Raw genomic sequence first — 17,075 nt, 5'->3', positions numbered from 1 at the left:
GTCCATCATGAAAACCTGTGTGAGTGGGATGAAAAAGCAGCCTGGGAACAGGCCTGGAACCGCGCGAATGCCTTCGCTCGCACGGCGTTCGATCTGACCGGAGAAATCCCGTTCAAGGTGCTGGCCCTCAAGATCAAGCAAGACCTGCATCTGGTGGTGGTGCTGACGCACCACATCGCCGTTGACGGCTCCATGGACATCTTGCTGGCCGAACTCTCCGCGGCCTATGAGAATACGACCTCGGATACCTCTCCAGCGCCCCTCAGTTACCAAGACTATTGCCACTGGCTGACACACTGTGAAAGCCGGCAAACCGAGGCTCTGGCTTATTGGCAACGACAGCTGGCCGAACCACCGGCCGCCCCGCAACTTCCCTGCGATCGACCGCTGCCGCGCCAGGAGCGGGGGCAAGGTCGCCAGTTAAGCGTCTCCATTCCAGAAGATAAATTCATCGCGATCTCTCAGCTTTGCCGCCGACACGAAGTCTCTCTGTTCCACGGGTTACTGGCGCTGACCTGGGCTTATTTGGGGCGCCTGGCGGATACCGACGATGTCCTGTTGACCGCACCGCTACATACGCGAAACAACCACGATTTTGCCGCAACTATCGGCAATTTCGTCAATACGGTTATTTTGCGCGGCGATATGCGGCACCAGCCGCGCGTCGGTGAATTATTGCGTCAGGCCAGGCAATGTACCCAGGAAGCCATGCAGTTCGGCCAGGTTCCTTATGAAACGGTGATCGATAACGTCAAAGGACTACGCACCGCCAATGGCGCGCCGGCGCTCAACGTCATGCTATCACTGCAGCAAGAACAGCCACTGTGGACGATGAGGGATACCGGCTCCAGCCACCTGCCCATCGACTTGTTGACCAGCCGTTTCAGCCTGGGCTTCTTTTTCCGTCTCAGCAACGGCGGCCTTGAGCTGAATCTCGAATACGACACGGAACGCTTTACCGATGCCGCGGTTCAGCGCCTGATCGGCCATTGGTTCACGCTGATGAGTGCAGCGCTCGCAAACGATGAGGCCGTCGTCAATACCCTGCCTTTGCTCTCTGACGATGAGCGCCGCAACATGCTCGACGGCTGGAATGCCACGCAATGCGATTATGCCGGCGATCGGCTGGTTCATCAGCTGTTCGAAGCGCAAGTCAGTCAGGTACCTCACCACATCGCGCTATGCAATGCGCGGAACCAGATGAGTTACGCTGAGTTGGATGCGCGTGCCAATCGTTTGGCCCATTATTTGCTGGCCCAGGGATTCGACGCCGGCGCACGCATCGCTATCCTGTGCGATCGCAGCCCGGCGATGGTCATCACCATGTTGGCTATTCTGAAAGCGGGCTGTGTTTATGTGCCTTTCGATCCCGCCAGCCCTCCCGCTCGTTTTCAAGCGATGATCCGTATCGCCGGCATCACCGGTATCGCAACTGACGCGCTGTTTGCCGATACCGCCGCCGCCTTGATTGCACAAGCGCCTACCTCGTTGGCGCACGTGCACGTCGCAATAAGCGAGGACCTCTCCTGGCCTTCGATTCCCGTGGAGAGCCGCATCACATCGGATGCGCTGGCTTACATCATCTTTACATCAGGAACGACCGGCGATCCCAAGGCGGTCGCCGTCAGGCATAAACCGGTAATCAATCTGATCGAGTGGGTAAACAAGACCTTCACCGTGAACGCCAGCGACAAGTCGCTGTTCGTCACGTCACTGGCCTTCGACCTGTCCGTCTACGATCTGCTGGGCATGCTTGCCGCAGGCGGAACGATTCGCCTCGCCGACCGAGATGAAACCAGAGATCCGAGTACACTGGCCAACATCGTCTGTGCAGAGGGCATCACCTTCTGGAACTCAGCGCCCATCGCGCTCGATCAATGCGAGTCCTATTTCCCGTCGTACCCGATTCCCACATTACGCCTGGCCTTCTTGTCCGGTGACTGGATCCCCGTATCGCTGCCGGACAAGCTGCGTAAAACGTTCCCCAACCTGCAGCTGGTCGGCTTGGGCGGCGCCACTGAAGCCGTCATTTGGTCCAACTTCTTTATCATCGAGCGGGTAGCGCCGGAGCAGAGCAGCATCCCTTACGGCAAACCGATTCAAAATGCTCGCTACTACATACTGGATAAGCAACTGCAGCCCGTTCCTATCGCGGTCGAGGGCGACCTGTTTATCGGCGGCGAGGTATTGGCCGAAGGTTACTTCGGCGATCAAGAGAAAACGGTGCGCAGTTATCTGCCCGATCCATATGGCCTGACGCCAACCGCCAGAATGTATCGAACCGGCGATAGAGCCCGATTCTCTCCGGATGGCACCATCGAATTCCTGGGACGGCAAGATACGCAGATAAAAATCAATGGATACCGCATTGAAACGGGCGAAATCGAAGCTGCGCTACTCACACAACCCGGCGTAAACGGCGCTTGCGTCGTGATTAAAGGTGAGCGTCATCGCCTCTGGCTGTGCGCCTATATCGTCAGCGAGGAACACAATCAGGAGGCGATTGCACGGCTACGCGCCAATCTGCGCACCAAATTACCCGAATACATGATCCCCGCCGTATTCACCTGTCTGTCAGCATTTCCTTTAACTGCCAATGGCAAATTGGATAAACAGCGGCTCCCGGAGCCAACAACGATGAACGGTGCCGGCGATCGGCACGCCCCCCCGTCAGGACGCTATGAGATGACGATTGCCGATATCTGGAAGGACGAACTTAACTGCGAGGCACTGAACGCTACGGATAACTTTTTTGATCTCGGCGGCAACTCCGCCAGCTTGATAAGGACACACAAAACGCTGGAGAACGCGCTGAATCGCACGATCCCCATCGTCACGCTCTTTCAGTACACCACTTTGCGCAGCCTCGCCGAGTGGCTGGCCGGTCACATAGAGAACGATGCAGCGGGCGCGTCTCAGGCAACCGCACAGCGGCTCTCCGGCCGACAACGTCTAATGCAACAAAGAAAACAACGAATCACCGCCAACGACTGATCTTATTCACAGGAAAAAATGATGGATGCAGATGCCAAGCTTATCGCGCAATACCAGCCGCAGCTGGTGAAGTTGGGCGCACATAAAGTGGCTCATTTAGATGAGCCACTAATGAATCATTTAATACGAACACACCATCTTCTCAGGGAAATGGAATGTGACGAGACGATATGCTTATCCGGATTATTTCACGGCGCATACGGCACACAGGGATTACATACTGATGAGATTGGTGACATTCCGTCATCTCAAAGGGAAATTGTCAGAGCCAGTATCGGCGAAAGCGCCGAACAGCTGGTTTATCACTTCTCTGTCATGAGTTACGAATCATTGAGTAAAAGCTTCCGTAATATCCTCAAACCGGAAGGACAACCTTGTCTGAAGGATCGTAGGAACGGCCGAACACTCAACGTTTCATTAGGTCATTTCCAAGCATTGTTAGCCTTAAAACTGGCGGACGTGCTGGCACACACCCCTACGCAGAAATATCACACCTGCCTAAATCTGCCGGCGGAATACGGCATGTTTTGGGAGTTAGTCGCGGAATATCTAGGTGAAAAACCCTTGTCCATTTGGAACAAAACCATTAACGGGTAATAAAAAATGAAAACTGCAGAAAACATGGTATTACCAGAGAATAACTGGGAAGGGTTTCCCCTGTCTTTTCAACAGCAACAGCTGATTAAGCAAAATACTCGAAATAGCCCGAAATATTTCACCGCAACGTATTCTCTGTCAGGATCTTTGGACCCTAACCGTTTAATCACGGCCTTGTCCACGCTGATTACTGAACATGAGATTTTGCGAACGTCCTTCAGAAACGTGTTGGGAGAACACAGCGATGTGCTGATGGTCATCAATGAACCCTATCAGCCCGAGCTGATTATGGCGGACGGTGAGCCTTCTGACGTTAACCCGTTCAACGAGGGAGAAGCGGCATCGGCATGCGTAAGCCCCGTAGCTACAGCACGGCCACTCAAAGCCGCGCTTTACCGCATGACAGCCGACCGACATACGCTGGTGATTTCACTGCCCGCCGCCAGCCTGGACTATGTTTCCGCCGACGCGATGATGGCGGTGCTGAGCCGCCTCTATGCCGGTGAGGCTGGCGCGTCGTCCCCCATCGTACAATACGTCGATTTTGCCCAATGGCAGCGTGAGGATTTCATCCCGCAAACCGCCGTTGCTCATGTCGAGCCCAACTCTTCTTTGCGCCTGCCGCTCGAGTTCAAGTCCGACAGCCAGGATAGGCAATGCCGCCTCATAACGCTGGCGAGGGAAACACAATCTCAGCTACAAGCGCTGGCAACAGGTAACGCATTGTCCCTTCGCGCTCTGCTTTACGCTTGTTGGAGCGCTGCGTTATGGCGCATAGCGGAATATCCCGACCGTGTTGCGCTCAGCACAAACCTTGCCGGCCGCCCTTTTGCGGAACTTCAGCAGGCTTTGGGTCGCTTCGAATATGCAGTGCATACGATCGTGCAGCCCAACGCTGACATGACGTTGCTGCAGTTCGCTGAACATTGTCAGCAAGCGCTGCGACTGAGCGAGCAACAAGACGGCCGCCAGCCGGGTGATGCGCATTCAGCCGGCGAGATCGGCTATCAATTCTTCAATGCGGCGTCGGCAATCGAAACGCCCCTGCTACATTGGGAAAACCGTACCGCCATCCCTGTACCGGAACACTGCAAATTATCTCTGCAGGTGAATGCCGGTGAACGCCTCCACCTTGAGTTGCAGATACAGCAAGGCGTCTTCGATGCGGCAGGGATCGCAACGATTGAACAAGCGTTCCGCGCCACGCTGCAGGCGCTGCTCAAGACACCGCAGGCCATGCTCGATCGCTTTCCGCTTATGACTGACGATGAAACACGCATTCTGATTGAAAGCACTCATAACGCGCTGTCGTCATCGCCAGCCCTCGGTTGTTGGTACCATACTTTCAGCCGCCAGGCGGCGCAGACTCCCGATGCGCCGGCGTTAAAGTACAACTCGCGAATTTGGCGCTACGCCGAGCTGGATGCCTTCACCAATCAGTTGGCTCGCCATTTGCTGAACAATGGGGTGGAACAGGGCGCAGCGGTCGGCCTGATGCTTGAACGCAGCGATCTGGCGCTGGCAGCTATCATCGCCATCCACAAAGCCGGAGCCTGCTATGTCCCTTTCGACCCTCAACTGCCCCAGCAGCGGGTGGAGACCATTCTGAAGCAAACCAGGCCGGCACTGATGCTTGTCGCTCAAACGCAACATCGCCAGGCAAAGCTCACCCTCCCCGTGATGGCGCTGGATGCACAGTGGAATGACATTGGCGTGCTGGATGACTCCGCGCTGCCATTCACCGCGTCTGCCGACAGCCTCGCTTATGTGCTCTACACCTCCGGCTCTACCGGAGAGCCATCGCTCATCATCAATTGCAGAACTATGTGTCCGGCATTATTGAGCGTGCGGAACTGGGTGCAGCGCTCACCTATCTCTCCATTGGCCCCATCACCACCGACTTGGGCAATACCACCCTGTTCCCCGCACTGGTCACCGGTGGCTGCATCGACATCTCACCGTTCACACACGCCGAGGATATTCAGGAGCAAATTCGCTATATGGAGCAAAGCGAGTATGACGTCCTCAAATTGACCCCTTCTCATATGGCATCTCTATTCGCGCTGGCGGACGCGCCAGCGCGCCTGATGCCTGGCAAGGCCTTATTGCTGGGGGGCGAAGTGTTGAGCTGGGGGATGTGGCGCCTGTTCAACGATTTTGCGAACGGTTGTCGCATCTACAACCATTATGGGCCAACCGAAACCTGCGTGGGCGCCATTGCGCAGCAGGTAGCGTCGGATAAATACGCCAGGCTGGCTTCCACCGTTCCCCTCGGTACCCCCTTGCCGCATGCCCGCTGCTATGTCGTCGACCCGCATGGCGCATTGCTTCCCATCGGCGTCGCGGGTGAGTTATATATTGGCGGCGAAACGGTCGCTTGTGGCTACGTGCAGAGCGCTGAAGATCAGCGTCCCCGTTTTATCGCCGATCCCTGGAGCCCGCGCTCCAATGCCCGGCTTTACCGTTCAGGGGATAAAGTTCGCCGGCTTCCCGATGGCAGCCTGGAGTTCCTTGGCCGTATCGACCGTCAGTTGAAAATCCGCGGATTCCGGGTAGAACCGGCCGAAATAGAAAGAACGCTGCGCAAACATGCGGAAGTCTTGGACAGCTGCGTCGTTGAACAAGGCGAATCCGGCAGCGCGCATCTGTTGGCTTACGTGGTCCTACAAAGCGGCGACAACGGCAATGCCGATTGGTTGCGTGAGCATCTCGCCGCTTACCTGCCGGATTTCATGATCCCCTCACAAATCGTGTCGCTCTCCCGCTTCCCGTTAAACCACAACGGCAAAGTCGATCACCGCATGCTACCGGCACCGGATACACTTATCGCCGCCAACGCCGATGACTATGTCGCGCCGCAAAGCGAAACGGAAAAAAGTGTCGCGGCCATTTTCCAGGAGTTGCTGCTGGCCAACCGTGTAGGCATACACGACGACTTCTTCGACATCGGTGGGCATTCGCTTATCGCCACAAAGTTGGTCGCTCAAATCCGTTCCACCTTCGATATTCCGTTCAATCTGCGCAGCGTGTTTATGGATGCGACCGTAGCCGGCCTCAGCCGCAACATTGATAAGCAACGTCACTCTCAGGAACTGGCAATATGAACGAAACAACAAGCGGTTTATTCGCCCGACGGCGCCAGAGCCAAGGCGTATCCATCACCAGTCTGGTCACCGCGTCACCACTGACCCATGCCGGCGCTAAAGGTGTCATGTTGCGCCCGGTGCTAGCCAACCTATCCGCCCCCGAGTGGGGACAAAACAGCTGGGATTATATCGCCAGTCTGTTAGCCGAATCTGGCGCCGTTTTGCTTCGTGGCTTCAAGGTCGCGGATGTCGCGGCTTTTCGCGCTTTTGTGCAAACGTCGGCAGGCGCATTGTTGGGATACACCCACCGCTCCACGCCGCGGAGCAATATCAGCGAAGGGATATACACTTCGACCGAGTATCCGGCCGACCAACATATTCCCCAACACAATGAGATGTCCTACACCCGCAGTTGGCCCAAGCGGCTGTTCTTCCACTGCGCCGTCAAACCAGGCGCTCAGGGGCAGACTCCGCTTGCCGACAGTCAGGGTGTCTATGCGCGCCTGCCGGAAGACCTGCGCGCGCGTTTTGAAGCCCATGGCGTGATGTACGTGCGCAATTTTGGACAGGGTTTGGATCTCAGCTGGCAGCAGGTATTCCAAACGGAAAATCAGGCGGAGGTTGAGGCTTATTGCCAAGCGAACGACATCCAATGCCAATGGTTGGGGGAAGGACGCCTGCGCACACGCCAAATTTGTCAGGCGACCCTTGCCCACCCGCGAACGGGGGCGGGGATCTGGTTTAATCAGGCGCATCTGTTCCATATCAGCAATCTGCCGGCGGAAGCAGAACGTGAGTTAAGACGCGAATTCGCCGAGCATGAGCTGCCGCGCAATGCTCTGTTTGGCGACGGCAGTCCCATCCCGTCAACCGACCTGACGCTGATTCGACAAGCCTATCAACAAGAAGAAATCCTGTTCGACTGGGAACAGGGCGACATTCTAATTTTGGATAACGAAACCATTTCCCACGGCCGGCGACCATTTACGCCGCCGCGTAACATCATGGTGGCAATGACATGAGCGAATCAGGTTCATTTAAAGATGTACGTCGTGAAGTGGCGTACGCTTATGAAAAGGTGAAGTTTTTTAAAACTCACATGGAAATGTCGGGCCTACGGCCCGACGACATTAAAACCCTGGCGGACTTTAAACGCATCCCCGTCACACGCAAACTGCACTATCGGCGCAACTATCCGTCAGGGGTGTTAGCTGCCGGATTTACGCTGACCGGGCCGCATGTGATGCGCTTTCAAAGTTCGGGGACCTCAGGAGAGCGCTTGAACAGCGCGATCCTTTCCTATGACCTGGCGCGGCGACAGGCAACCAGCATGGGCGTTAATGCAAACTTCAACGCGCTGTGGCGCCCTGGTGCCCGGCCGCGCATTTGCCGCTATGCCCCGCCTAACTGCTCCGACGTAGAGTGCGGCATCGGTCTGACGACCATGGAGGAACGCACGCTGGCCGACGGCACGCTGGTCTTGCCTGTCGCTCACGACTTATTGGCGACCCCAGCCAGGATGATCAAGCAAGCGCTGGACGAAATCGCCGCCTACGATCCGGAAATTTTGGTGGTGGACCCGACGCATTTAGCCTTTTTAACTCGAGAGGCCGCCAAATTGGGACGCACTATCGTCACCACTAACAAGCTGCATATCGTTTGTGGCTATACCCATTTGACGCAGGTTGCACGACGTCAAATTCGGCACTTCTTCGGTGACGGAACACCAATCGGCAACATGCTGGGCATGTCGGAACTGGGTTACCTCGGTTTCGAATGCCACCACGGCTGTTTGCACATCAACAACCAAGACTTTTTCCTGGAGTTTTTAAGCGGGGAGCTGGAATCGGCCTTGGATGAAGTCGGTGAGTTGGTCATTTCCACCATTGATGACAGCTTGCTACCGCGCATTCGTTACGCCACCGGCGACCTGTACCGCCTGTCGTCAGAACCCTGCACCTGTGGCGCCACTTTGCCGGTAGTCAACATCGAAGGGCGCGCCACCCACAACGTCATCGGTAAAAACGGGGCGATAGTGACGCCTGCCGAGGTCGATCTGGCGGTGACCGATTGCCCAAGAATAGATTTATATAAGTTGGAACAAGACGAGCTCGGGAATCTTCGTTTTCGCTATATCCTCAATCAAGCATCATCGTCTGAGCTATTCGCATTGCAACAACGCATCAGCGCACTTTGCCAAACCCGCGACATCATTTTCGAAGCCGTGGATTACATCGCCTGCGAACGCAGCGGAAAATTCCAATCCTGCATTTCCAGATATAACGGGGCATCTCATCCATGACGAATCATTTTATTGACCGCAGTCAGTTCCCTGCGCTGATGCAGGAAATAGACGGACGGCCTCTCAACTATCTCGACAGCGCCGCGACGACCCTAAAGCCGCGCGTCATGATTGATGCCGTAACGGAGTATTACAGCCAGAACGGCGCCAATATCCATCGCGGCAAACACCGTCTCTCCGACGAAGCCTCCAATGCCTATGAAGCCGCGCGCCTCTCAGTAGCGGACTACATCAGCGCACAGGCCAACGAAGTCGTGTTTACCCACAATACGACCCATGCGCTGAACATCGTGGCGCAAGGATTGGCGCTGAGAAAATCGGATCTGGTTATCGCTGGCATCGATTCACATCATTCCCAACTATTGCCCTGGCGGCAAGTAGCCACCCTGAGGTTCATCCAAACCGATGATCAGGGCAGGATCGATTTGGATCATTTCCAGACGCTGCTCGCGCAACGACCGAAAGTGGTCGCCCTGACGCACTGCTCCAATGTCACCGGCGTTGTGCATCCCATTGAGCAGATGATCGCGATGATCCGCACACAAAGCGATGCCGTTATTGTGCTGGACGCCGCACAGTCTCTCCCGCACGGCCGTCTCAACCTCCATACGCTGGGCGCCGACTTTGTCGCCTTCTCCGCACACAAAATGCTGGGCCCAACCGGGTTGGGCTTTTTGTACGCGAACCAGCATCGCCTCGATGCACTTAAACCGCTGCAATTCGGTGGCGGTACGGTTGACTGGGTGGATGCCGATAGCCAGGTCAATCGTCGGGCGCCCTATCATCTCGAGGCCGGCACGCCGGCGATTGCCTCCGTCATCGGCGCCGGCGCGACTTTTCGTCTGTTAGCCGGCTTCGATGAGACGACACGGCGTGAACACGACAAAGGTTTGGTCAACGCGCTGCTTTCCGGGGCGGCCTCTCGCCCTTATCTCAAACTTGTCGGCCCCGCTGACGGTGAAAACCGCCATGCCATAGGCGCTTTCAAGTTCTCGAGCTGCGTTTCGGTCGGAGAAATCGCCCGCTTGCTCAGCGACGCCTACGGCATCATGTGCCGCAGCGGTTACCTGTGCGCGCAACCTTTCGTCGGCACTCTGGCCGGTGGAGAGATCCTGCGCGCATCCGCCTATTTATACAACACGACGGCTGATATCGATGCCCTGTATCAGGCCCTTGATGACCTGGCGGAGTGCATGGGGCTGCCCACGGTAAACTGATGAAAAACGGCCCGGCGTTTTATCGCTATAACGCGACGAGGAAAAAAAGATGCGATTGATGAACTATGCCATTTTTCCGAACCTGACGTTCTCTGACCCCTTCTGGGTACAGCTCCGGCAAGAGGCAAAAGCCTTGGCCGAAAGAGAAGGTGTGATGAGCAAACTCCTGCAGCAAGGAGTATTGCAGCATGCCACCTTCAACGAGGCGCTCGCAAACCGCCTGGCCTTGAAACTGGCCAATGACGATATCGATGCAACGAGCCTGAGAAACGTTGTTGAACAAACGCTGCAACGCGCGCCCGACATTGTCGACGCCGCATTGGCGGATATGCGCGCGGTTTACGAACGCGATCCCGCCTGCCACAGTACGATACAGATATTTTTTTTCTTCAAGGGATTCATCGCATTGCAAGCCTATCGTGTCTCACATGCGCTGTATCAGCACCAGCACCGTGAAATGGCCTATCACATCCAAAGCCGGGTATCAGAACTCTTCTGTATCGATATCCATCCGGCCGCCAAGCTGGGCAAAGGCATCATGCTCGACCATGCTCACGCGATTGTCATCGGTGAAACGGCGACGGTGGGCGACAACGTCTCCCTGCTGCATTCGGTGACGCTGGGAGGAACAGGAAAAGCCGGCGGCGATCGCCATCCCAAGGTGGGTAATGGCGCCGTTATCGGCGCCGGAGCCAAAATATTGGGTAATGTGCGGATCGGCGACAGTTGCTGTGTTGCCGCCGGCGCCGTTGTGCTCAAGGACATTCCGCCATCGGCCACGGCAGTGGGCATTCCCGCCCGGATTGTCGGCCTCTAAGCGCCTCCCACACTCCGGTAGCGGCGAAAAACTATCGGTGTGTGGGCTTCCGAGACATTAGGCATTTATCCGGCTATCTGAGGTCGCGCACCACGAACAGGCGCGATTCGAAACCGCCGCTCTTGAAGGTGCCGGTATTGACCCACCCCGGCGGCGAATGACCGAAGTCCTGATTGAAATCCCCGCCGCTGACCAGCCAGACCCGGCGATGGCCTTTCGATAAAACGCTGAGCTTATCGACATAGGTCTGCGCCGCCCGATCGTGGAAAAAGGTGCCGAAGCCATAGGCATTGGGCTTGCCCGAAATGCCGTTGGGCCTGGCCGGGGTATACAGCAGGGCGCGATAGCCCTTCTTGTTGTAATACACATAGCTCAGGTAGTTGAACATGTTGCTGACCACTACCGCATCGTTAGGCTGATAGTGGCTGTTGATATAGTGCACCATCACCTTGAACTCATCTTTCTCGACCGGGTAGTCGTTACGCACGCCGCAGCCGAACAGCAGGCTGAAAAACAACAGCAAAGAGATCCCGCGCACCCGGCTTTTCGTTCCGGCGATCAGCACGCCCAACACCAGCGGAATGCCGAGCGCGGCGGAATAGAGGTAGCGATCGACAAACAGCGGCGTGCGCCAGGAAATGGCGAATACCAGCGTCACCGGGATCAGAGTGCCACCAAGCAGCAGCAGCGAGAATATCCTTGGCATCACTCGCCGTTTCAGCAGCAGCGCGCACAACGCGATAAACATCGCCGGCAGCAGCCAGAGAATCACCGTGGGATAGTTGCTGCCGTCATGGCCGGTGAGAAAACGCCAATACATTGCCGGCAGATCGCCCCAGGAAACCTGAGGGATCCAACCGACGTCGCCGCCGACCCGCAGTTCAGCGATATGCGCCAGCAGATTGAACAGCACCAGCAGCCAGGGAATGTAGGCCACCCCAATCGCCACATTGGCCAGCCACCACGCCGGCTGCTTGATGTAACGTACGCCTTCTCGGCGGCATGACAGCGCCAACACCACCAGCCAGTGGGCGATCAGCGTGAAAATGGTGAAGTAATGGGTATAAAAGCTCAGCGTCATCAACAGCGCATACAGCGCCAGATAGCGGCGGTTATCCGGCGTTTTCAGCCACTTCGCCAGCACCATGGCGGCGGCGATCGCCAGCATCCCCATCAGCGCGTACATGCGCGCCTCCTGGCTGTAACGCACCGCCATCGGCATGATTGCCATCAGCCATCCCGCTATCAGCGCCGCCCGCTCGCTGGCCAACCAACGGGTAAAGCGCATCGCCAACGCTACCGTCGCCACGCCGAACACCAGGCTCAGCGAACGGGCGGCCATGATGCCGTCACCAAACAGTACCATCCAGGCATGCAGCAACAGATAATAAAGCGGCGGGTGAACGTCGAAGGAAGCGTGGTACAGCAAAGCGCCCACATCATAGCGGCTGGTCAGCACGCTGGAGGCTTCATCGCACCAAAAGTACCGATCCGTTAAGGAAATAAACCGCACGATCGCCGAAAACGCCACGATCGCCAACGCGTAATGTTTGTAACCGATGCCCTTTAAGCCGTTGTTGCTCAAAGAGACATTCGAAACCTGTTGCAGTGACATAACCGCATTCCGCCCAAGAGAACCACACAGTGTGGAGACGCAGCGTCATCATTGCCGACGGCGGGTAAATGGCGGGTAAATCAGTGCGAAAAAGTCGGCGCAGTCACCGCAGCGCCGCACGGCTCTCAGCGGATTTCAACGCTGATATCCGGGTAGGCCTTCTCGCCGTCGCTGAGATAATGCCCCAGCGCCCGGTAAGCCATCACGTACAGCACGGCGGCGGCGCACAGGCACAGCAAGGTCACAAGCAGGAATCTGGATTTGCGCACGATAGGCTCCATGGGGAAATTTTCGCCTATTGTAGCGCGGCAAAATAAACGAAAGTTCAATTGCCGGCGGGTCGAGCGCCTCGCACTCATTCGGCGAGGCGGCTCGTATCATTTCTTCAACATGTAGATAAACGAATCGACGGTTTCGCCGCCGGCGGTGGTGACGCTCACCGCTACCCGTTCATACCCCTCGCCTTCGAACGCATCGAGAGTCGGCCAGTGGTTGACGAGATTCGCTGAACGGAACAGAAAACCTTTCACCCGATTGCCGCTGTTATCCAACACGATGCCTGGGTAGCCCATCTCGGCGCCCCAGCCTTCGTTAAGCAGCGATCCGCCAACGCTGCCTTCTTCCCAGCTGCCGCCGATGGCTTCCATGATGTGCGCGTTGGGTCTGCCCGGCCCCAGGGTGCCGTATACGAATAAGCTTTGCATTTTTCACTCTGCCACTGACTGAAAGTTAGCGCATGAACATAGCACGACGCTCAGCGGCGAGCCAACGGGAGTACGGGTTACGCAGTCGAGTTTTCAAGGGAACGAGTAGGGGGAAGAAAATCAAGGGAGTAATGGCACGCCCTATAGGATTCGAACCTATGACCTACGGCTTAGAAGGCCGTTGCTCTATCCAACTGAGCTAAGGGCGCATTGAGATGCGGCAACCTGCGGCTGCGGGTTGGGATTATACGGTCAGAGGTTAGCGAGTCAATGCCTTTTCATGACGTTACGGCGGCGGCCGTGCTTTATGGCGTTTTTTCCGCCAGCGCCCGCGCGGCGAGGGTTCCCGTCAACCGGGCGCCGCCATGCTCAACCAGGCCGACACCTACGTAAATCGGCGCGCGTTCAGACCACCGCCGCCCATCCTCCCTCCACCGGCAAAGGCGAGCGGACTGCACGACTGCGGCGATGTCGCCCCAATCGGCATGCTCAACCACCCGCGCGTTGCAGGTCACCGCCACCCTTTCCTCCAGTGTGGCGTCGGGGCGGGCGCTGTTTAAAGAAGCCTGGCTCCCCGATGCCCAAACCAGCAACAGCGTGCAGCCTGCCCAGGCGCAGCCCTTCATGCGCATAACTTCCGCCACAGCGCATTCAGGCGTGCCCGCCACGATGGCGCCGCCTCATGCTTGCCGAGCTGATGCAACGCGGTGAGTTGCGCGCTGTCCGCCGGATGCAGTGAAGAATCGAACACCGTTTCCCCCACATGTTTAGGCTCCGTCGGTTGCTCGTCAGGCTGATGATGCAACGGGTAAAGCCGGGTTATCGCTCTCATGATCCTGCCCTCTTTCGCCCTGTGAACAGCCCCAGCGTATCCAAATACAGGTAAAAATGACGTAGAGGATCCTGAGGCCGGCATAAAAAAAGCGTAAATCGGCGTCGGCAACGGCCACGAGGGTGATTCTGCGCCTGACAGCGCGCTCAGCTTCTGCCAGAATAGCGGCATCCCCGCTTTTCTTAATTGATGGATTTCCACACTGATGTCAGCAAAGATTATTGATGGTAAAACGATTGCGCAGCAGGTTAGAAACGAAGTGGCTGAGCAAGTGAAACAACGTCTGGCGGCCGGCAAACGCGCCCCAGGGCTGGCGGTTGTGCTGGTCGGCGAGAACCCGGCTTCGCAAATTTACGTCGCCAGCAAGCGCCGCGCCTGCGATGAAGTCGGCTTCCTTTCCCGCTCCTACGATCTGCCCGCTGCCACCAGTGAAGCCGAGCTGCTGGCGTTGATCGACCAGCTGAACGCCGATGAGGAAATCGACGGTATTCTGGTGCAGCTGCCGCTGCCGGCCGGCATCGATAACGTCAAGGTGCTGGAACGCATCCACCCGGACAAAGACGTCGACGGCTTCCACCCGTACAACGTCGGCCGCCTGTGCCAACGCGCGCCTAAACTGCGCCCGTGCACGCCGCGCGGCATCGTCACCCTGCTGGAGCGTTATAACATCGATACCTACGGCCTGAACGCCGTGGTGGTCGGCGCTTCCAACATCGTCGGCCGTCCGATGAGCATGGAGCTGCTGCTGGCCGGCTGCACCACCACCGTCACCCACCGCTTCACCAAGAATCTGCGTCATCACGTCGAGAACGCCGATCTGCTGGTGGTGGCGGTCGGTAAGCCGGGCTTCATTCCGGGCGACTGGATCAAACCGGGCGCCATCGTGGTGGACGTCGGCATCAACCGTCTGGAAAGCGGTAAAGTGGTGGGCGATGTCGATTTCGACGCCGCCAGCGAGCGCGCCGCCTACATCACCCCAGTGCCGGGTGGCGTCGGCCCGATGACCGTTGCTACACTGATCCAAAATACCTTGCAGGCCTGCGAGGAATATCACGACGTTCAACCTAAATAAGTAAGGCAGTATGGAAATTTTCAATCTGGACAATCATCCCCACGTCGAACTGTGCGATCTGCTGAAGTTCCAGGGCTGGTGTGAAAGCGGCGGCGCCGCCAAAGAAGTCATCGCCGAAGGGCAGGTGAAAGTCGACGGCAAGGTCGAAACCCGCAAACGCTGCAAGATCGTCGCCGATCAGGTGGTGGAATTCAACGGCGGCAAGGTCACGGTTAAACCCTAACCCGCAGCCATAGAAAAAGGCGCTGAATTCAGCGCCTTTTTTGTTTTTCACTGCGGCCGGATTACTTGCGGCGCCAGGTGGTGCCCTGCGGGCCGTCTTCCAGCACGATGTTCATCTCGTTCAACCGATCGCGGGCAGCATCCGCCAGCGCCCAGTCCTTGGCGGCGCGCGCTTCGTTACGCTGTTTGATCAGCGCTTCGATCTCCGCCACTTCGCCGTCGTCAACCTGAGCGCCCCCTTGCAGGAACTGCTCCGGCTCCTGCTGCAGCAGGCCGAGCACGTTCGCCAGCTTACGCAGTTCCGCCGCCATACCGTTGGCCGCCGCCATGTCTTCACCCTTGAGGCGGTTAACCTCGCGCGCCAGATCGAACAGCGCCGAGTAGGCTTCCGGGGTGTTGAAGTCGTCGTCCATCGCTTCGCGGAAGCGGGCTTCGAACGCTTCGCCGCCGGCCGGCGCGGCGTCGGCATCGGTGCCGCGCAGCGCGGTATAGAGGCGCTCCAGCGCGGTGCGCGCCTGTTTGAGGTTCTCTTCGCTGTAGTTCAGCTGGCTGCGATAGTGGCCGGACATCAGGAAGTAACGCACCGTCTCCGCATCGTAATGACCGAGCACGTCGCGAATGGTGAAGAAGTTATCCAGCGATTTGGACATTTTCTCTTTGTCGATCATCACCATGCCGGAGTGCATCCAGTAATTGACGTACGGGCCGTCGTGGGCGCAGCTCGACTGTGCGATCTCGTTCTCGTGATGCGGGAACATCAGATCGGAACCGCCGCCGTGGATATCGAAGTGGGTGCCCAGCTGCTTGCAGTTCATGGCGGAGCATTCGATGTGCCAGCCCGGACGGCCCGGCCCCCACGGCGACTGCCAGCTTGGCTCGCCCGGCTTGGACATCTTCCACAGCACGAAGTCCATCGGGTTGCGCTTCACATCGTCGATCTCTACGCGCGCGCCGGCCTGAAGCTGATCCAGATCCTGACGCGACAGCAGCCCGTATTGCGGATCGCTGTCGATGGAGAACATCACGTCACCGTTGCTGGCCACATAGGCGTGATCGCGATCGATCAGGCGCTGGGTGATCTCGATGATCTCGGCGATGTGCTGGGTCGCGCGCGGCTCTTGATCCGGGCGGTCGATCAGCAGCGCGTCGAAGTCGGCGTGCATTTCCGCCAGCATGCGTTCGGTCAGCTGGTCGCAGGTTTCATGATTTTCCGCCGCGCGGCGGATGATTTTGTCGTCCACGTCGGTGACGTTGCGCACGTAGTTCAGCGAATAGCCGAGATAGCGCAGGTAACGCGCCACCACGTCGAAAGCGACAAAGGTACGACCGTGGCCGATGTGACACAGGTCATAGATGGTTACCCCGCACACGTACATGCCCACTTTCCCGGCATGAATGGGTTTGAATTCCTCTTTTTGACGACTCAGGGTATTAAAAATCTTTAGCATCGGGAGATTCCGTGGTGTGCGTGATAACAAAAAAGATAACCGGGCTTCAGGTTTTCCGCCCGGTAGCGTATTGAAACCTGAAGCCTGATCTATTGCAAGGTTAAGGCCATGCTTTGCTGATTTCACGCGAATAAAATGCGCGAAATTCGGCGGCTGGCGCAATTGTTAT

Annotated in this window: 15 protein-coding genes, 1 tRNA gene and 1 pseudogene; 10 read left to right on the top strand and 7 right to left on the bottom strand. The window is 57.2% G+C overall.

From position 1 onward, the window contains the following. From WCL58_RS15395 to cysE, 8 genes and pseudogenes are all read left to right on the top strand, one after another. The coding region (locus tag WCL58_RS15395) for a non-ribosomal peptide synthetase (RefSeq protein WP_336851345.1) at positions 1 to 2,994 on the top strand (2,994 nt) is incomplete at its 5' end. A gap of 18 nt (positions 2,995 to 3,012) precedes the next feature. Further along, positions 3,013 to 3,591, top strand: coding sequence for a DUF6817 domain-containing protein (locus WCL58_RS15390; RefSeq protein WP_060440533.1), 579 nt, complete (start codon positions 3,013 to 3,015; stop codon positions 3,589 to 3,591). Positions 3,592 to 3,597: 6 nt separating this feature from the next. Then, positions 3,598 to 5,379 (top strand): annotated as a pseudogene (locus WCL58_RS15385) (condensation domain-containing protein); the annotation flags it as partial. A 38-nt stretch (positions 5,380 to 5,417) separates the two neighbouring features. After that, positions 5,418 to 6,695 carry a non-ribosomal peptide synthetase gene (locus WCL58_RS15380; protein ID WP_336851344.1) on the top strand — a complete coding sequence of 426 codons (1,278 nt, stop codon included), beginning with the start codon at positions 5,418 to 5,420 and terminating at the stop codon, positions 6,693 to 6,695. Next, on the top strand, positions 6,692 to 7,699 hold the full coding sequence (locus WCL58_RS15375; protein ID WP_060440535.1) for a TauD/TfdA family dioxygenase: 1,008 nt from the start codon (positions 6,692 to 6,694) through the stop codon (positions 7,697 to 7,699). Before WCL58_RS15380 ends, WCL58_RS15375 begins: the two co-directional genes overlap by 4 nt. Continuing rightward, positions 7,696 to 8,979, top strand: coding sequence for a phenylacetate--CoA ligase family protein (locus tag WCL58_RS15370; protein ID WP_060440536.1), 1,284 nt, complete (start codon positions 7,696 to 7,698; stop codon positions 8,977 to 8,979). Before WCL58_RS15375 ends, WCL58_RS15370 begins: the two co-directional genes overlap by 4 nt. After that, the gene (locus tag WCL58_RS15365) at positions 8,976 to 10,196 is read left to right on the top strand and encodes an aminotransferase class V-fold PLP-dependent enzyme (protein ID WP_060440537.1); all 1,221 of its coding nucleotides are present in this window, start codon (positions 8,976 to 8,978) and stop codon (positions 10,194 to 10,196) included. The genes WCL58_RS15370 and WCL58_RS15365 overlap by 4 nt, the downstream gene beginning before the upstream one ends. Positions 10,197 to 10,245: 49 nt before the next feature. Beyond that, complete coding sequence (gene cysE, locus WCL58_RS15360) at positions 10,246 to 11,013, top strand: serine O-acetyltransferase (protein ID WP_197779368.1); 768 nt, start codon at positions 10,246 to 10,248, stop codon at positions 11,011 to 11,013. Between the two features lie 73 nt (positions 11,014 to 11,086). On the opposite strand, the gene WCL58_RS15355 is transcribed toward cysE, so the two are convergent. The 6 genes from WCL58_RS15355 to WCL58_RS15330 all read right to left on the bottom strand — a co-directional run bounded on the left by WCL58_RS15355 (position 11,087) and on the right by WCL58_RS15330 (position 14,164). Then, on the bottom strand, positions 11,087 to 12,628 hold the full coding sequence (locus WCL58_RS15355; RefSeq protein WP_336851343.1) for a glycosyltransferase family 39 protein: 1,542 nt from the start codon (positions 12,626 to 12,628) through the stop codon (positions 11,087 to 11,089). A gap of 125 nt (positions 12,629 to 12,753) precedes the next feature. Then, a complete protein-coding gene (locus tag WCL58_RS15350) occupies positions 12,754 to 12,897 on the bottom strand; it encodes a hypothetical protein (RefSeq protein ID WP_016928795.1) in 144 nt (47 codons plus the stop codon). Positions 12,898 to 13,005: 108 nt separating this feature from the next. Then, positions 13,006 to 13,332 carry a gamma-glutamylcyclotransferase family protein gene (locus tag WCL58_RS15345; RefSeq protein ID WP_048322373.1) on the bottom strand — a complete coding sequence of 109 codons (327 nt, stop codon included), beginning with the start codon at positions 13,330 to 13,332 and terminating at the stop codon, positions 13,006 to 13,008. 132 nt (positions 13,333 to 13,464) lie between these two features. Then, a tRNA-Arg gene (locus WCL58_RS15340) sits at positions 13,465 to 13,541 on the bottom strand. A 96-nt stretch (positions 13,542 to 13,637) separates the two neighbouring features. Next, the gene (locus WCL58_RS15335) at positions 13,638 to 13,964 is read right to left on the bottom strand and encodes a hypothetical protein (protein WP_157800477.1); all 327 of its coding nucleotides are present in this window, start codon (positions 13,962 to 13,964) and stop codon (positions 13,638 to 13,640) included. After that, the gene (locus WCL58_RS15330) at positions 13,955 to 14,164 is read right to left on the bottom strand and encodes a hypothetical protein (RefSeq protein ID WP_060423714.1); all 210 of its coding nucleotides are present in this window, start codon (positions 14,162 to 14,164) and stop codon (positions 13,955 to 13,957) included. The genes WCL58_RS15335 and WCL58_RS15330 overlap by 10 nt, the downstream gene beginning before the upstream one ends. Before the next feature lie 205 nt (positions 14,165 to 14,369). Here WCL58_RS15330 and folD point away from each other — a divergent pair, with 205 nt between their 5' ends. Beyond that, positions 14,370 to 15,236, top strand: coding sequence for a bifunctional methylenetetrahydrofolate dehydrogenase/methenyltetrahydrofolate cyclohydrolase FolD (folD, locus tag WCL58_RS15325; protein WP_004940177.1), 867 nt, complete (start codon positions 14,370 to 14,372; stop codon positions 15,234 to 15,236). A gap of 10 nt (positions 15,237 to 15,246) precedes the next feature. After that, complete coding sequence (ybcJ, locus tag WCL58_RS15320; RefSeq protein ID WP_049278727.1) at positions 15,247 to 15,459, top strand: ribosome-associated protein YbcJ; 213 nt, start codon at positions 15,247 to 15,249, stop codon at positions 15,457 to 15,459. Positions 15,460 to 15,520: 61 nt separating this feature from the next. Here the strand turns inward: ybcJ and cysS are convergent, their stop codons facing one another. Next, positions 15,521 to 16,906, bottom strand: a complete 1,386-nt coding sequence (gene cysS / locus WCL58_RS15315; RefSeq protein ID WP_038875101.1) for a cysteine--tRNA ligase — start codon at positions 16,904 to 16,906, stop codon at positions 15,521 to 15,523. Between the last annotated feature and the right edge of the window lie 169 nt (positions 16,907 to 17,075).

It is taken from the genome of Serratia sp. TMDUHS_CL (assembly GCF_037137105.1).
GTDB lineage: Bacteria > Pseudomonadota > Gammaproteobacteria > Enterobacterales > Enterobacteriaceae > Serratia > Serratia nevei.
This window is presented reverse-complemented; position numbering and strand designations above follow the sequence as displayed.

What these genes read in the sequence shown, in the direction of transcription:
- WCL58_RS15390 (WP_060440533.1), top strand. Translation starts at nt 3,013, where the DNA reads ATGATGGATGCAGATGCCAAGCTTATCGCGCAATACCAGCCGCAGCTG.
- WCL58_RS15375 (WP_060440535.1), top strand. Translation starts at nt 6,692, where the DNA reads ATGAACGAAACAACAAGCGGTTTATTCGCCCGACGGCGCCAGAGCCAA.
- WCL58_RS15370 (WP_060440536.1), top strand. Translation starts at nt 7,696, where the DNA reads ATGAGCGAATCAGGTTCATTTAAAGATGTACGTCGTGAAGTGGCGTAC.
- WCL58_RS15365 (WP_060440537.1), top strand. Translation starts at nt 8,976, where the DNA reads ATGACGAATCATTTTATTGACCGCAGTCAGTTCCCTGCGCTGATGCAG.
- cysE (WP_197779368.1), top strand. Translation starts at nt 10,246, where the DNA reads ATGCGATTGATGAACTATGCCATTTTTCCGAACCTGACGTTCTCTGAC.
- WCL58_RS15355 (WP_336851343.1), bottom strand. Translation starts at nt 12,628, where the DNA reads ATGTCACTGCAACAGGTTTCGAATGTCTCTTTGAGCAACAACGGCTTA.
- WCL58_RS15345 (WP_048322373.1), bottom strand. Translation starts at nt 13,332, where the DNA reads ATGCAAAGCTTATTCGTATACGGCACCCTGGGGCCGGGCAGACCCAAC.
- WCL58_RS15335 (WP_157800477.1), bottom strand. Translation starts at nt 13,964, where the DNA reads ATGCGCATGAAGGGCTGCGCCTGGGCAGGCTGCACGCTGTTGCTGGTT.
- WCL58_RS15330 (WP_060423714.1), bottom strand. Translation starts at nt 14,164, where the DNA reads ATGAGAGCGATAACCCGGCTTTACCCGTTGCATCATCAGCCTGACGAG.
- folD (WP_004940177.1), top strand. Translation starts at nt 14,370, where the DNA reads ATGTCAGCAAAGATTATTGATGGTAAAACGATTGCGCAGCAGGTTAGA.
- ybcJ (WP_049278727.1), top strand. Translation starts at nt 15,247, where the DNA reads ATGGAAATTTTCAATCTGGACAATCATCCCCACGTCGAACTGTGCGAT.
- cysS (WP_038875101.1), bottom strand. Translation starts at nt 16,906, where the DNA reads ATGCTAAAGATTTTTAATACCCTGAGTCGTCAAAAAGAGGAATTCAAA.